The 16,276-nt window shown below is 42.5% G+C and carries 10 protein-coding genes and 1 pseudogene; 3 read left to right on the top strand and 8 right to left on the bottom strand.

The features are described from left to right. The first annotated feature begins 47 nt into the window (after positions 1–47). A complete protein-coding gene (locus tag V7K25_RS00440; protein ID WP_335154089.1) occupies positions 48–209 on the top strand; it encodes a hypothetical protein in 162 nt (53 codons plus the stop codon). A 40-nt stretch (positions 210–249) separates the two neighbouring features. Here the strand turns inward: V7K25_RS00440 and V7K25_RS00435 are convergent, their stop codons facing one another. Beyond that, positions 250–4,035: a DUF4912 domain-containing protein gene (locus tag V7K25_RS00435; RefSeq protein WP_442948044.1), complete on the bottom strand. Its 3,786-nt coding sequence runs from the start codon at positions 4,033–4,035 to the stop codon at positions 250–252. Positions 4,036–5,017: 982 nt separating this feature from the next. Here V7K25_RS00435 and V7K25_RS00430 point away from each other — a divergent pair. Further along, positions 5,018–6,640, top strand: coding sequence for a DUF6798 domain-containing protein (locus V7K25_RS00430; RefSeq protein ID WP_335154085.1), 1,623 nt, complete (start codon positions 5,018–5,020; stop codon positions 6,638–6,640). A 34-nt stretch (positions 6,641–6,674) separates the two neighbouring features. Here the strand turns inward: V7K25_RS00430 and V7K25_RS00425 are convergent, their stop codons facing one another. Both V7K25_RS00425 and V7K25_RS00420 read right to left on the bottom strand, forming a co-directional pair. Further along, positions 6,675–7,793: a precorrin-8X methylmutase gene (locus V7K25_RS00425; protein WP_335154084.1), complete on the bottom strand. Its 1,119-nt coding sequence runs from the start codon at positions 7,791–7,793 to the stop codon at positions 6,675–6,677. A 3-nt stretch (positions 7,794–7,796) separates the two neighbouring features. Beyond that, positions 7,797–8,084, bottom strand: coding sequence for a hypothetical protein (locus V7K25_RS00420; RefSeq protein ID WP_335154082.1), 288 nt, complete (start codon positions 8,082–8,084; stop codon positions 7,797–7,799). Between the two features lie 67 nt (positions 8,085–8,151). Between V7K25_RS00420 and V7K25_RS00415 the strand changes: the two genes are divergently transcribed. Further along, positions 8,152–10,101 (top strand): heavy metal translocating P-type ATPase, encoded by a 1,950-nt coding sequence (locus V7K25_RS00415; RefSeq protein WP_335154081.1) that lies wholly within the window; start codon positions 8,152–8,154, stop codon positions 10,099–10,101. A 35-nt stretch (positions 10,102–10,136) separates the two neighbouring features. On the opposite strand, the pseudogene V7K25_RS00410 reads toward V7K25_RS00415, so the two are convergent. The 5 genes and pseudogenes from V7K25_RS00410 to V7K25_RS00390 all read right to left on the bottom strand — a co-directional run. Then, a pseudogene (locus V7K25_RS00410) lies at positions 10,137–10,343 on the bottom strand (efflux RND transporter permease subunit); the annotation flags it as partial. 126 nt (positions 10,344–10,469) lie between these two features. Continuing rightward, positions 10,470–12,074, bottom strand: a complete 1,605-nt coding sequence (locus V7K25_RS00405; RefSeq protein ID WP_335154079.1) for an efflux RND transporter periplasmic adaptor subunit — start codon at positions 12,072–12,074, stop codon at positions 10,470–10,472. A gap of 328 nt (positions 12,075–12,402) precedes the next feature. Then, complete coding sequence (locus tag V7K25_RS00400) at positions 12,403–13,032, bottom strand: TetR/AcrR family transcriptional regulator (RefSeq protein WP_335154077.1); 630 nt, start codon at positions 13,030–13,032, stop codon at positions 12,403–12,405. Between the two features lie 414 nt (positions 13,033–13,446). Beyond that, positions 13,447–14,736 (bottom strand): glycosyltransferase family 4 protein, encoded by a 1,290-nt coding sequence (locus V7K25_RS00395; RefSeq protein ID WP_335154076.1) that lies wholly within the window; start codon positions 14,734–14,736, stop codon positions 13,447–13,449. A gap of 637 nt (positions 14,737–15,373) precedes the next feature. Then, the gene (locus V7K25_RS00390; protein ID WP_335154074.1) at positions 15,374–15,961 is read right to left on the bottom strand and encodes a PEP-CTERM sorting domain-containing protein; all 588 of its coding nucleotides are present in this window, start codon (positions 15,959–15,961) and stop codon (positions 15,374–15,376) included. Positions 15,962–16,276 lie beyond the last annotated feature (315 nt).

The following is a 16,276-nucleotide window of genomic DNA, read 5'->3' as shown; positions in this document are numbered from 1 at the left end:
GTATTGACTTCAGACTTGTGTGTACACAAGTCTCTTGACCTGCACCTTTGTTGCATCGAGCTACACCTTTGTTGCATCGACCTGCACCCTTGTTGCATCGACCTGCACCCTTGTTGCATCGACCTGCACCTTTGTTGCATCGACCTGCACCTTTGTTGCATCGACCTACACCTTTGTTGCATCGAGCTTTTTTAGACAACGTAGCCTAAAAGGGGAGAATAGGGTTCGAGGGGATAATTTAGGAAATTACTAGCTTTCGGAAGTTTCCTGGGAGAACTTCTTATGGATAGTTCTAGTGGATTCCCCATCAGCAGCTACCGTTATGAGATAGTCCATTAAACCATCTGAAAAGGGAAGACGTAGGTGGAAAGTACCATCGGGTTTGATTTTGATGGAATGGCCACCAATATTTACGCTTGTATTTGGTTGGGTTGCTCCATGAATAATCAACTCAGCATCTGCTACAAACCAAAAATCTTCGTGGGAACGATTGAAAACCCGAACATTAGGTGAACGGGCTATAAGTAACCAACGTAGTTCACCGCCGTAGGCATCGCCACCGACAATATAGCCAATTTCAACCATGTAGTCGCGATCGCTGACGGGAATAGCCACAAAGCGATCGCGTGTTACCTCTTCACATTCATACTGCTGTACAAGCTGGGGATTTTGATAACTCAAGTCAATCCCAGTCACATCATACAGCCGCACTACCAATTGGGAGCCGCCCTGTTGTCGCAGTGCTTCGTTCTGAGCTTTGGAAAGGTGCCAAGATACATAAGCCCATTTGGGAGTGCGGGGTGTGAGCAAAATCCTGCTCTCCTCTTCACTACTCTCTTCTTGGACATCTAGCAAACCAATAGGTGTTTCGCTTGTTAACGCTACATCTTCAACGGTGGAATCTGTATGAACAATAGGTGTTTCGCTTGTTAACGCCACATCTTCAACAGTGGAATCTGTATGAACAATAGGTGTTTCGCTTTTTAACGCCACATCTTCAACTATGGGATCTGGATGCACTGGACTGAAGACACGAACAATTGCTGAATGGGCAATGAATAGCCAGCGTAGTTTACCGCCTTCGGCATCGCCATCAGCGACATAGCCAATTTCAGCTATGTAGTCGCGATCGCTGATGGGAATTTCCACAAAGCGATCGTGTGCTTTCTCGTCACATTCATACTGCTGGACAAACTGAGGACTTTGATAACTCAAGTCAATCCCAGTTGCATCATACAGCCGCACTACCAATTGAGAGCCACCCTGTTGGCGCAGTGCTGCTTTCTTGGTTTCGGAAATCTCCCATGAGACATCAGCCCATTGGGAAGTGCGAGGTGTGAGGACAATACTGCTTTCTTCTTGGGCGATCTCTTCTTGGGCGTCTTTTAAGTGAATATCTGTTTCATCCGCAATCGCCACATCATCAACTATGGGATCTGGATGCACAGGACTGAAGACACGGACAATTGGCGAACGGGCAATGAACAGCCAGTACTCGCCATAAGCGATATAGCCAATTTCAGCTATGTAGTCGCGATCGCTGATAGGAATTTCTACCAAGCGATCGTGTGCTGTGTCCTCACATTCATACTGCTGTACTAGGTGAGGACTTTCATAACTCAAGTCAATCCCAGTTACATCGTAAAGCCGCACTACCAATTGAGAGCCACCCTCTTGAAGCAGCCTTGCCTTCTTGGTTTCGGATATCTCCCAAGAAACATGAGCCGATGTAGAAGTATGCGGGGTGAGCAAAATACTGCTCTCTTCTTCTGTATCGATCAAATAAACAGTTGTTTCAGCCGCGAGCGGCACATTATCAACCGTAGTATCAGTTTCTCTTTGGGCATCTGATCCAGAAATGGTAGTCCAGCCTGCAATTCCTACGCCTGCTGCTAAAGCCGCAGCACCCGCTAAATCTGTGGAGTCAGTTTCAGCAATACCTTCTTCAACAATAGGCTCTGCTTGAGATTCTTCTTCTGGCAAATTGACAGTGGGTTCAGCTGCGTCCGCTACCACATTTAATACATCTTCTTCTGATAATTCTGGCAAATCGTCGAGCAGTGAGGATGTTTGTGCTGTTGATGGTTCTAGATTGGCTGTCACTTCCTCAGATGATGAGAGCAATTCATCTACTGAGTCTGTATCTTCAGTTGAGGTAATACTCTCTAGCCAGTTCAGTTCTGCCTGAAGTTGCTCATCTATCTGACCTTCATTAATTTCTGTGTCCCAATATCCAAAATCAGATGTTACTTCCGGCACATCTGGTAATTCCGGTAGTGGGGCTATCTCCTTAGATAAAGACAGTTCCACATCAGATACCTCCTCTGGAATATTAGGCAGGTGAGGATATGAAGTATTTACTACAGCTGCTGGGGCTTCTGTGTCCCATTCAATTTCATCAGAATCCCAGGCAATTTCCTCAGAATCAGGCTCAGGATTATTAATCTCAGGATAATTATCCTGGCTGCCTGCCTCATCAATTGCATCTGCTTCTGTTTCTTTATTGTTAAAGGCAGACCAGCTAGCTGCCCCGATGCCCGTTGATAGAGCCGCACCATTAGTTAAAGATGCTGCTGCTCCTAAGTTGTTATTTTCTGAGCCATTAGCTACACCTGATGTTGTGTCTTCATGGGAATTAGAGGTGCCATTAGTTCCCTCTCGGACTAAATTTGATGTCCCTTGAGTAGGATTCTGGGTTAGGTCAGATTCTGTTTGAGCATAGATGTTGAAAGGAGTGCGATCGGGGCTTTCTTGCTCTTGGAAGTGTGGCACTGCTTGCTCCTCAAGCATCGCTCCGTTAATGGAGGGAGATGTGCTGGCGTTGAGCACTGCCATTTCTCTATCTTCTGTGCTGGGTGGACGAGGATCTGATTCTGGTAAGTTGTCTGTTTTCTCACTGGACAATGGGCGTTTTCCCAAAATCCACCATAAGAAAGCCCCAGCTATAGGAGCAAAAAACAAAGGTAGGAGCAACCAAAATGGTGTTTCCCTATTGACAATCGGAATGGGTTGTGCAGTAGCAGGAGCCACAAATGGCTGTTCGGCAAATACAGAAGTAGTTGCAGTCGGGGAAGGCGTAGCAGTAGGTGTCGTCTGGCCACCGGTGGAAGCCGTAACAGGTTGTAATATGTTGGTTGCGATCGCCTCTGCTTCGGCAGTTCTACCTTGTTCTATAGCCTTCTTTCCTGGATCTGCAAGGGTAAAGCCGAGAAAATCTACTGTGCTTAAACCCGGATTTTTTTTGTAAACGTAGACTAAAGGTTGCGAAAAAGGATATTTATCATCACCTGGTAAGGCTTTATCTAATTGCAGAACTCGCACACCTTTCAATTTTGATACGTCATTAGCTAATACATAGCTGATGCCGTCTTTGCCCAGTTGTTTGATAATTTCTGCGGTATTATCCTCAGTTAGTTGGGTAGCATTGGGCCCTGTAGTAAATTCAGCAGTCTTGAAGGCTGGGTAAGTCCGAAAAGTATTGCGAGTTTCACTCGTGTTAGGGCGATCGATTAACCGAATCTTCCCTGAAGAACCTCCTAATTGTGACCAATTTGTAATTTGTCCCCGGAAAATCCGGGCAAATTGCTTACTAGTCAAGTTTCCTTTAAAAGGATTATCTGCACCAACCACGATCGCAATCTTCTCACGGCGTAAGCGAAGTTGCTCTAGTCCTTGGGCTTTTTCTGCTGGCGTCAACCCACGCCCCATTGCTGCTATGTCGATTTTGCCATCTAGCAATGCTTTCAGTGCCGTATCAGTGCCGTTAGCAGCAACTTCAACCTTTGCGCCAGAAAACTGTTTTTCAAAATTTTCTTTCAGGCTTTGGTTGATTGCACCCAAGCTACTTGAACCATCAATCCGCACTGTCGCCCCATTCTGCACTGTTTGCGGCAGTGTAAAAGAGGGGGCTTCAGGTTTAGATTGTGCCAGCATCGGTTTTGACACCAGTAAACTTGCTGCCATAGGGGTGCTAGCTAAGGTAAGCCATAATACCAGTCTGACTATCGAAATATCTTTTTTTTCTTGTTGCCACATATGCCCTTTATTAAAGTAAAAAATAGAAAGCCTGCCAGCCTTAATCATTATCTTTTTATGGATTATGCAGGAGACGCGCTAATTATACATCCCTGTTATATTTCTTATCAGTTATTGTAAATATTTGTGTCACTATATACCTGGACTGACTTTAACTCTTTTTACTTTGCTGGACAAAATTTATTTAACTAAATTTTGTGCTTACACGTTACTTTATATACTTTAATTACGTATTACGGAATGATAGTCATGCTGGAAAAATTAGCTAAATAAATATTGAAGAAGGCAGAAGGCAGAGGGTTTTACCTCAGTTGGGGATTCAGATCCCTCCTGAATAAGCAGCCCCAAATTTTTAATTTGGTGGGGGTCTTAAACCCAAGTTTGGTACAGTCACTGACTTTAGCGCGGAGGCAGAAGGGAATTCTGCCTTCTACCTCCTGCCCTCTGCCTTTATTGATAAAGATAGTATATAGCGGTTGCCGCATGAGTAAGGTACAGAAAAAATAATTAACCACCAATGAACACACATACTCATAAAGACACGGCAATGCCGAGTCTCTGCCCAGTATCCATTGAAACGAGATATCGCTATAAATAGATTAAATATGCTGTTTGGTATCAAATTCAACAGTTATCAGTTCTCAGTAAATAGTTATTAGTTAAGATAAATGCGCTTAATACCAATTTAATGTGAAGCTGCACTAAATGAGTTAAGTCTCTATTCTTGGCGCTCTTCTCTTCGAGACGCTTTGCGAAGGCGTACTTGGCGGTTCGTTTAATATTCTGTGCATCTTCTACACAATTGGTATAAGTACCCCACTATATCAGTAAACAGTTAATTGATAACTGTTTTAAATCCCCTACTATACGTTTGATAACTGTTGACTGTTCACTAGTTTAAGCTTTACTTAACTTTACTTAAATAGCTTTACTTAACTTTACTTAAATAGTGTAATAATTATACAATTTAGGTATTTTTAAGATGGTTAAATTGCCAGAGATGAGTCAACAAAATCTACACAAAAAATCAGCTTTGGCAGATCCGGCTTGGCTAGTATTAGAAATCATCGCAGTCTTGGCATTAATCTGTCTCAAGGATTTGTTGTTTGATATCATGGCAAGAAATGATATTGACGCTTTACCTTTAGCAAGACAGTTCGCCGATCATAGCTGGGTTCCGGGAGATTGGTCTGTTAACCAACCACCTGTTTATCGAGTGTTGTTCCAAACTTTATTTGGCTGGATCATAGGAAAATTGGGGTTTCTGGCTAGTTCGATAATAGGACGGTTATTTTGCTACAGCTTGATAGCTTGGGGACTAGTACTCATAGGTCGAAAACTAGGATTGAATTTGCTATTGCTGATGTTGGCGGTTGCAATGTTCCTCTCAGGAAATCAAGGTGTTGCTGCTGGGGAAAGGATCATAGGAGCGCTAGAAACAAAAATATTTGCTTATGCTATGGTTTTGTTGGCCATAGCGTTCATGCTAAGGAAACGTTATCGCCTGACGGCTTTTCTATTAGGGCTAGGAACTTCATTTCATGTTTTGGTAGGCGGTTATACAAGCCTGTTTGTACTAGGGTGGGTGATTTTAAGACGAAAAACCCGTTTTCCTAGTATGCGAGAATTAGGGTTTATTGTTCCGTTATACCTGATAGCAAGTGTATTCGGTCTAAAAGCGATAATCGAAGAGTTGTCCAGTCCAACCTCTACAAGCCCCATATCAATTTCTTATATATATGTCTTTCTCAGGATGCCCCACCATCTGAATCCTTTATCATGGCCTGCACATTGGTGGATAACTCCTATATTTTTCCTTGTAATACTTGTGAGCAGTGCTGGCTTCCTTTGGTTCAATCGTCCAACTAAAGCGCTATCTGAACAGTTTGAACAGTACGAAGCTCGTATAGGACTATTTGAGTTCACACTAATCAGTCTAATCCCATATCTACTGGGAGTAGTCATTGCTCCATTCGACTCTCAAGGAAGCTTGCTACAATATTACCTTTTCCGCGTAGGTGACGTAATGTTGCACCTAAATGCCTGCTTTTTGTTTGTCTGTGCTTTGGATCAAATCTTCACAAGTAGAAAACAACAAAAAGTATTGTTATTTCTATGTAGTCTGGCGCTTAGTATAAGCATTGTCAAAGGATTCCATAACTTTCAGAAAGATTTTCAATCCACACTTAATTTTCCTAACGAAGTGCAGGAGGTAGATCCGCAGTGGAAAGATATGGCTGCTTGGGTGCGAAAAAATACTCCAAAAAATGCCATATTCATATCTCCACCGGTTGAATTTGCTAACTTCATTTGGCTGACAGAGCGTCCAACCATTGCTAAATATAAGCTCATGGCTCAGACAAAAACTGGGACATTAGAATGGTTTTCACGTATGCGCGACTTGAGTGGTAACTTTAATGGGGTTGATCCATTAATTAAATTTAATGAAAAACTACTTACAGACGGCTACAATAATTTGACAACTGAGCAGGCTAATGCACTAATCATAAAATATCACGCTTCGTATTTAGTAACTCGCATTCAACATCCACTATATCTGCCAGTTGCTTACCGTAATAAATCTTATGTTCTCTATCAAAAATAGCGAGATTAGAGCTACTAAAAATTGATAATTTATTCTATGAGTTACTTTGATTGAGGTAACAATGACAATCTGGCTTATCAATCAATGACTCCACCAATGCATTCAGGGCAGTAGCAGCTAAAGCGCCACCTCCCAACGTGCCTGCAACTGTAATAAAAGGTATCTCTTGTTGCATCAGTTGTCGCTTGGCTGCGGGAGCATGGCTAAAGCCAATGGGCATTGCTATTACTAATGCAGGCTGAATTTTCTGGTTGGTAATCGCCTCACAAACTTCTACAAGGACTGAGGGAGCATAACCAACTACCAGGATACAACCCTTGCTTACTTGCTGCAATTTCTCTCGCCATTTTTGATGCTGCCAAAAGGCAACTTCTGCTTCTGTGGCGGTGGTAATATGGGGATTATCAATTAAGGTTTCAATGTGGCATCCCAAGTGAAGTAATCGGGTTTGATCCAAAGCAGCAGCAACCGTTTGGGTATCGACAACAATTTGACAGCTTGAAGATAAAGCTTCTCGACTAGCTGCGATCGCACCTCGACTCAACTTGATAAAAGACACCAAACTCACATCGCCACAAGCTAAAACCAACTGAGAAATTAAGTGTTGTTCAATTTCTGAACGATGAGATAAATCAGGTAGTAAGCGTTGTAGTGATTCTGAAAAAGCTTCCGAGTGAGTATGAATTTCTGCATCCAAGCCACTCCAGAGATTTTCCAATCCCCCCAATCCAGCTTGAGTTTCAACATCAAGTAACTTGAGTTGCGCCAAAACTTCCGCCTGCATAATTTGACAATGGCGATCGCGCCCCAATAATCCTTCTAATGCTGATGCAGTTTGTCGCAGTTGAGAAATTTGTTGCATCACCGCCCGATATTGCTGCTGGAGTTGTCCCATCAAGTTAACAGTTGTGTCAGTCTCTGGTTCCACCTCCAAAATATTGCGGATATGGTTTAGCTGAAACCCTTGCTGCTTGAGTGCTACAATCCGTTGCAAGCGAAGGACATCTTTTTTGGTGTAGAGACGGTAATTGCTAGGCGATCGCACTGGTTGCGGTAACAGTCCTAATTGATGGTAATGGCGCACCATGCGCGGAGTTAAACCGCCTCCTACTGCATCGGTAAGTTCTTTAATAGTTAAGCAACCAGCGTTCATGATTTACTCCAACAACGGCAAAATTCTTTGTAATTCTCCACAAGCCCCCTGAAGAGATGGCGGTGCATCTTCATCCAAACCTTGGTAACACTGATTTACCAAGTTTTCTACATAGGGTTTACAAGCTGACTCATTTTTAGGAAATACAGTTAAATCGTCCCATTTACCCACATCCAGCTTTTGAAAAACGCTCCCAGAACACAGATAAAAATTTAACTCTGCGTACCTCAGCGCTTCCCTCAGCGCCCCTACCCTGCGGGAAGGCGAAGCGCCTATGCGCTTCAAAATCATTATAAACCTTGACATTAACATAAATGTCAAGGTTTAGCGTAAGAGAGTCCTTGTTAATTCACCTCTCATGCTCTACCCCCAACGTTTTAGCCAATTCACCAGAGAACACGCAGATACCGTAGCCGCCCTTTTGTGTGGCTTACTGCTATTTCTCGGATGGTTCGCCTTGCATCTCGGCGCTTTGGGATTAGCATTCCTGCTGCTACCCGCCGCTTATGTAATTGGTGGTTACGAAAGTGCGCGAGAAGGATTGACTACCCTCTTCAAAGAAAAAGAACTCGATGTAGATTTGCTGATGATTGTGGCGGCTATTGGTGCTGCTAGTCTTGGTTTATGGCGAAGAGAATATCATCTAATTATTGATGGGGCAATATTGATACTCATCTTTGCCATCAGTGGCGCACTAGAAGGCTACGCCATGCAGCGAACTGAGCGGAGTATCAGGAGTTTGATGAGTTTGACACCAGATACAGCAAGGGTTTTGCTTCAGGGAAAAGAAGAGGAAATTCCTATTACTCAGCTAAAAGTCGGTGATGAAATTGTCGTCAAACCTGGAGAGCTAATTCCTACTGATGGGATAATTTTATCTGGTTACAGCACCCTCAATCAAGCTGCAATTACAGGTGAGTCTTTACCTGTAGAGAAAACAGTGGGCGAAGAAGTATTTGCCGGCACACTCAACGGCTATGGTGCATTACAAATTAAGGTACACAAACCAGCCCAAAGCAGTTTAATTCAGCGTGTAATTCGTTTGGTAGAACAGGCAAAGACTCAAGCTCCTCCTTCGCAAGAGTTTATCGATCGCTTTGAGAAAGGATATGCCAAAGTCATTGTAGTAGCCGGGATATTACTGGCAACTCTACCGCCATTTCTCTGGGGTTGGGATTGGGAAACGACGATTTATCGCGCCCTTACTTTTCTTGTGGTGGCTTCTCCCTGTGCGTTGATGGCTGCAATTATGCCTACCCTACTTTCAGGAATTGCCAATGGTGCAAGACAAGGGATTTTGTTTAAAAATGGGGCGCAGTTGGAGAAGATTGGCAAAGTCCGAGCGATCGCATTTGATAAAACTGGTACTCTAACAACAGGAAAGGTGCAGGTATTTCAGGTAATTTCACTTAGTAAATACACCCAAGCAGATGTATTAAAAGCCGCCGCTAGTGTGGAATCCTATTCAGAACATCCCATCGGTAAGGCAATTGTGCAGGCGGCTGGTGATTTGAATTTGGTTGGTGCAGTTCAAGTGCAAGCTATACCTGGACAAGGAATTGTGGGAATTGCCCAAGAACAACAGATAATTGTGGGGAATGCCGTTTTTGTGCAAAAGTATGTAACAAATTTACCTGAAGAGTTGCGAGAAATGGCTCAATCTTTAGAGCGAGAAGGTAAAACTGTGGTTTGGGTAGCGAAGAACCCTACCCCCAATCCCTCCGCGCTCTTGGAGAGGGGAGCCGGATTTGAGGTGATGGGTATAATTGCGATCGCAGATGAAGTAAGATCGCAAGCAGCCGCAACCATTACCCGGTTAAAGAAATTGGGAGTTGAACAAATTGTCATGCTAACTGGGGATAATCAGGAAACTGCTCACAGTGTCGCCAAAGCAGTAGGAATTGATCGGGTACATGCTCAACTTTTACCAGAAGATAAGCTTGATGTTATCCGCCGTCTACAGCAAGAATATCAAACAGTTGCAATGGTGGGCGATGGAATTAATGATGCACCCGCTCTAGCCCAAGCATCTGTAGGTATAGCGATGGGAGTATCTGGTAGTGATGTGGCATTAGAAACCGCAGATATAGTACTGATGGCAGACAGGTTAGAAAAAATTGCGGTAGCGATGCATTTGGGTAGGCGATCGCAAGTCATAGTAAAACAGAATATATTCGTAGCGTTGGGTTTCATTATGTTGCTTTTGGTGGGCAACTTTCTAGGCAATATTAACCTACCCATCGGCGTGATTGGGCATGAAGGTTCTACAGTGTTAGTTACCCTCAGTGGTCTAAGATTACTGAAATAAAGCACTTTTCTCTTTTCTCTGTGTCGCGCCAGTTGCTAAAGAGCGGGAACGCTAAGAGCGAACTTGGGGAACCGCAAGGGCGCACTGGCTACGACATACAAAATTGGCACTAGAAACAAACTCAAGAAAGTCGCAATTAACATCTCTCCAAATACTGCTGTTCCTAATTGCCGACTTCCCGCGCCAGCACCTGTAGCAATAGCCAACGGAAATATCCCCAATGTAGAAAATACAGTTAAAATACGAATTTTATCACAGATTGGAACAGGGAATGAGTTTAAAAGGTACTCAATACAATCACTCGTTTCTTTTTCATTTTTTGGGCTTAACCGAACCGTATTGCCCCCACTCCCCATTCCCTTCTTCAACTAAAGCTTCTGACTACCCACTTCTTCTGGTGCAGGGGTAATGGGAGCGCCATTAGTTAGGTTGAGAATACCGGAAACAACAATTTTATCCCCAGCTTTTAGTCCTTCGATAACTTGATAATTATTCCCCTCAATAACTCCCAATTTCACAGGTTTTTGTTGAGCAACTAAAGATGGTGCTCCAGCTTTCTTCTCTGCTGGCGCTTCAGCTTTCTTTTCTGTTGGCGCTTCAGCTACAAACACAAAAGTCTCTCCACCCAGGCGAGATACTGCTGTAACTGGAATTAAAATTCCTGGACGTTGGTTCCAAATCACTTTGGTTTGGACTGACTGGCGATTGATCAGTTGACTTCTAGAATTACCAAAGTTGGCTTTTATCAAAACTGTTTGCGAATCTGAACTGGCATTTGGAGAGATGAAATTCACCTTACCCCTTGCTGTGGGTTCGCCTTGGGCGTTCAGCATTTGCACTGGTAATCCCAAGCGCAGCTTTTTGGCTTCTTCTAGGGGAACGGAAATATTCAGTTCTAAAGAGTCATTTCTAGTCAGTGTAGTCAGCTGGTCTGCTTTTTCCACATAATCTCCCACCTTTGTTGGAATATCACCAACAATGCCAGTGAAAGGTGCAAGGACTTTTGTATATTGTACTTGGACTTGGGCAGCTTGGACTTGGGCAGCTGCTTGACTTACTTGCGATCGCGCTTGGGCAATTTCTTCTGGGCGGGAACCATTTTCTAGTTGCCTTAAGTTTTGTTTCTGTTGTTCTAGGGCGCCAGCTAGCTCATTGATACTAGAATTTCTGCTTTGGCGGAGTTGATCTAGGCGTTTCTGGGCTACGACAAGGGCAGCTTCAGCACTTTGCTGTTCTTTAACATATCCTTCTAAGGTATCTTGAGAAACAGCACCTTCTTTTCTCAATTGTGTGTATCGCTTGGCTCGTGACTGTGCGAGTTCTACATCAGATTTAGCTGACTGAATTTGAGCCTCAGCTTGAGCAATTTCTTGTGGTTGCGATCCCGATTGGGCATCTCTAAACCGAGCTTGGGCTTGGGCTAACTGCGCTCTAGCTTGGGCAACTTCTTCTCGTCGCGTACCTGCAACAAGTTCCGCAAGCTTTGCTTGGGCTTGTTCTAATCCGGCTTTTGCTTGTGATAATTGCGCTCGGACATTATCACTTTCTAGGCTAATAATAACTTGCCCTTGTTGAACACGGTTGCCCTCTTGGATGAAAATCTGGGTTATTCGTCCTTCAACCTGTGGCTTGATGATTACCGCACGTGGAGCCTCTAAGGAGCCAATAAACTCTGAGCTTTCCTGCACAGTTTCAGTTTGCACAGTTGCTAGCTTAACGGGAATTGCCATCGGTTGACCAGCAGCAGGCCCGCCCGGTGGTGCATTGCTAGCATTACTAGTTTGCCACCAGCGCCAACCAATACCAACACCTGCAACTAACAGTACGATTCCCAACAGCAAGGGCCAACGCCGCTTTTGAGGTGGCTTTGGCGATCGCTCTGGCAATGGTTGCAACTCTTGACTAGAATCATTAACAGAAGCCTGTTCTGTTTCAATAGGTAGGGTAGAATCAGGGAACTCAGAATTGGACATAATATTTGGTTTCTCGTCTTGTGAATTTAGACTTGGGCAATCTACTCTTCGCTAAAAAAGGATTGATTATTTAAATAGTTTTTAGCTCTTTTTTATTGATGTTGGTAACAAATATATATTTGGGTATTTGGGCGATCGCTCACGTTGTCTAGCACCTGAAATCAATATTATTCAGCACATTATGGTTATTTTGTACATTACTTAGCTCAAATCATTTTCAAAGTGTAATTTATAAAACTTTTTTTAGGTAGTATAAACCCAGTGCCTTAGCTGAAAAAGAAAATAGGGTTAATCTTGTTGCAGACTAATCAACTAAACCTCCTGACTTCTATAACGGCAAAGGGCTAATACCGCGCATAAATAAATTCACACAAGTTTCCATGTAGCATTCACGACTGTACTCTAGTGCGGTGGGGATGTCGCTAAAACGCAGGATACCGTGAAGCAACATACCAGTGAAACTATCCACAGAAGCTTTTAAATCTATATCTGAGGATACCGTGCCCTTCTCTTGACTCTTTTGCAAGTACACAACTAGCTGTTCGCGCAGCGATTTGTCAGTTTCGTATAAAATCAGACGGGCGGCTTGGGGATGTCGCTTCGCTTCCCCAATAAATGTCCGAATCAGGTCTTCATGCTCCTCTATCATCTGGTTGCAAAGCTTTGCATAATTCTTGAGGTCAATGTATAGGTCTTGAGTCCAGTCGTCGTGATAGGCTAAAGCTTCTGCCTGTAAAGCGTAGGCGTAGCCCGCCGAAGGCATCGCTTCGGTAATCACAGCAGCTAATAGTTGCTCTTTGGTCTGGAAATGACGAAATAAAGTTACCTCATTGACCGCAGCAACACGAGCAATTTCCCGCGTTGTCGCTCCTGTTAAACCTGCTGTTGCAAACACCTGAGTTGCTGCTTTGATCAAGCGTGCATGAGTTTGTGCCGTCCTTGATGCTAAGTTTTCCATAAGTGTTTGCAAGTGCTTGCTTGCATTATAACCACATAAAACACGACACTAGTGTAAGTTACAGATGAGTTTATCGCTCTTAAGTAGTAGTGAATACTGATCTTAAGAAAGAGAAAAGTACGCAGCAATCCCAACTCTTGGAGAGGTTTGTCTGCGACACGCTGCGCGTAACTTGCTTCGACCTAGTAGTACGCCAACGCTATTAACTACGTGCAATTTAACCAGTGTTCTCTAGATTCCTATTTTTGAGCAGTCTCAACTTCCTACACTTAGGTCACCCGACCGGTTGATTTTCAACTCACCCGAATGGGTGATTTAATTTTTCCTAATTACGGTTTTGTCTTCTCAACCGCTTAATATTTGCTAATTAAGAAGCATCTCATTTTGGGAAAAAATCTCCACTATCCAGCCATATCAACCATCTACAACTGATTTCTTGGAATTTAATTTTGGCAAGATACCTAGAGGTGACTTTTGGTTAGCAACAATATGAGAAAGCAGCCCTTCATATCGATTAAGTGCTTGTTCCAAGGAATAGTTTTCTTCGGCAAACTGTCTTCCTGCGTTACCTAGATTCGTCCCTAGAGTAGGATTAGTATATAAATCATGCACCGCAGCAGCCATTGCATTGGGTGATTCTGGCTCAACAATTATCCCACCACCACTAAGTTTGATTGCTTTTGCAGCAGTACCAGTAGCGGGAACTGAACCCACAATCGGGCGGCCACTCGCCAACAGTAGTGGTATTTTTGAAGGCATATTGAATGAAATCACATTGCGTTTTTGGACAATCAACCCTACATCAGATGCTGCTAGCATTTCGGGTAGTTTTTCTCGCGGCTGCAACGGTAGCAGCAAAACATTATCTGCTCCATTTAAAAGACAATATTTCTGCAACCTTTGCAATGCTATTGATTCGCCAACGATAACAAAGACAATCTCCTTGATATGACGCAAGGAAAGTGCTGCTTCTATTACTGTTTCTAAACCTTGCGTTAGAGCAATATTGCCCGAATAAAGGACTATAAATTTTCCATCAAGTTGATGGCTAGATATCCAGGAGTTGTTCTGTTTTGGTAATGGGCAGATGAAATTTACATTTACCCAATTGGGAATACAAACGATTTTATTAGCAGATACTCCCTTATTCACCAAATTCTCACGAAACCCATCGGCAATGACACTAATAGTATGTGCAGACCGATATGCAAATTTTTCTAGACCTGCAAGAGTTCGGATCATCCACTTGTTCTTCAATAGCCCGATACGTACCGCAGCATCTGGTAGAATATCTTGCACATTCAGAACTACTGGGCAGTTATATAACCAACCAAATATTGTTACTGGTAAAGTACCGAAAAGAGGCGGAACTGTTAAAATAATCACGTCAGGGCGTCTGCCTTTAAAGGCTTGGGGTAAGCTCGTGAAAACAAAGCTTAACTCCAGCAATAGCCGATCTAGGAGATTAGGTTTAGACTTAATTCGTAAGTAACTTCGTTGAATGATGACGCCATTTATTTGTTCAGTAACGTACCACTTACCCCGATACTCATCGTAAATTTCGCGCTGAGGATAGTTCGGCATTCCCGTAATCACGCGCACTTGGTGACCTCGCTTTACTAGTCCTTCTGCTAATTCAGTCATCAACGGAGCAATACCAATCGGCTCTGGATGATAGTTATAGGAATAAATCAGAATGTGCATGAGCTATTTGTGATTTTTGTGAAGACAGCCGGAGATAATCGGATTTATTCCTTCATAGTCAGTATGGGCTGCTAATTTTATTAGTTATTTGAATTTATAAATTTGCTTCATTAACAGTGCGTTAAACATTGTTGATGAATTTTTTAGTGATTTTTAAAAGAGAATTTTTGTACTACAGAAAGCACTGAAAAATTAAGATATTACCTTGTGTAAATACCTTAGGTTTTTAGAGGTCGTTTTAAAAGTTCCAGAAGGGATAATTTTCTGATACTGACTTGGATGAACTACAACGAAAAGATTAGCTTTCAGTTATGTACTGAAATGCTTCGCTATGTTCACCAACTAAGTAAAATATCCTTTTAAAACATCCTCTTCTAGACATAGGTTTTAATTTTTGGTTATTTATGACAATATTTGTCCTGGTTGTTTCTGAACTAATGCCTAAATTTGCAACTTGGGGGATTCTACCATCATATTCAAGCTCGTGCATATAACCCGCATTCCGCCCTTTAAACTGGCACATAGTGTTGATGAGAATTAATGAGTTTTAATGATAGCCCTACCAGTTCAGTGAACTAGTAGGGCTAGAATAGAGATTCAGTAAATTGAGCAAGCTCTGACTAGAAAGCCTTAATTGCTAGCAAGAGGCTTGCTTTTTCTTCACAGATGAACCTAGACCCAAGGCAGCAAACGCTAGCAAACCCAACATAGAAGCAGGTTCAGGGACTTTGGATACCTGAATAGAGCCAGAATTTTGATCTAGTGTTATGTCTGGTTTGTCTTGCCCGATATACTGACGTAAGAACAAAGAGTCGCCAACCGTTCCCTGAAGGAAATATTCTCCAATTACAGCCTTTCCTCCTGCTATATCAAAGGGGCCAAACAATGTTTGAGTGGAAGTATCAAAGTTGAATTTAAAGAAATCAGATTCTGATACTCCACCAGTAACGGTGTTATAAGTTCCCAAAAGATTTTTAGATGGATTTAAAAAGGATACATTCAAGGATTGTAAAAAGTTGGTTGCTCCAGGACCAGCTTCTGAAATAATTGTAGGTGCTGTAGTTTCGTCGTAGCTGAATGAACCTATTGCTGAATAACCAGCATCACCTTGCCAGTTAAAGTTTAACTCAATAGCTTGTGCTGGGTTGTTAGCAGTAGCAACAGCAACACTAAAAGCAGCACTGGTTGCTGCGATCGCGGCGATTTGGCTGAAAATATTTTTCATAATCATAGCTCCAAAGTTAATTGAAATAATGCAGATATCAATGCATTAAACAAAACTAAGCTTACGATAGAAAGATATATACGTAAATACCGCATAAAACTACGGTAATAAATGTAATGAATCAATGAAGTGAAACACTTTTTTTGTGAAGTTTTGCATAAAATGCCAAGTTTATCTAAGTTAAAAATTTACGCAAAACATCCAAACTCTAGTATAATATACAGCAATTCTCATTTTGAAAAAAAATCAGATAAAATTCTCTTGTTTAAATAGAGAACTTGTGTCGAACCATCATTTTTTGACAAATAATTATTA

It is taken from the genome of Nostoc sp. (assembly GCF_036919495.1).
Taxonomy (GTDB): domain Bacteria; phylum Cyanobacteriota; class Cyanobacteriia; order Cyanobacteriales; family Nostocaceae; genus Nostoc.
The sequence above is the reverse complement of the archived record's forward strand: the minus strand, read 5'-3'. Positions and strand labels throughout refer to the sequence as shown.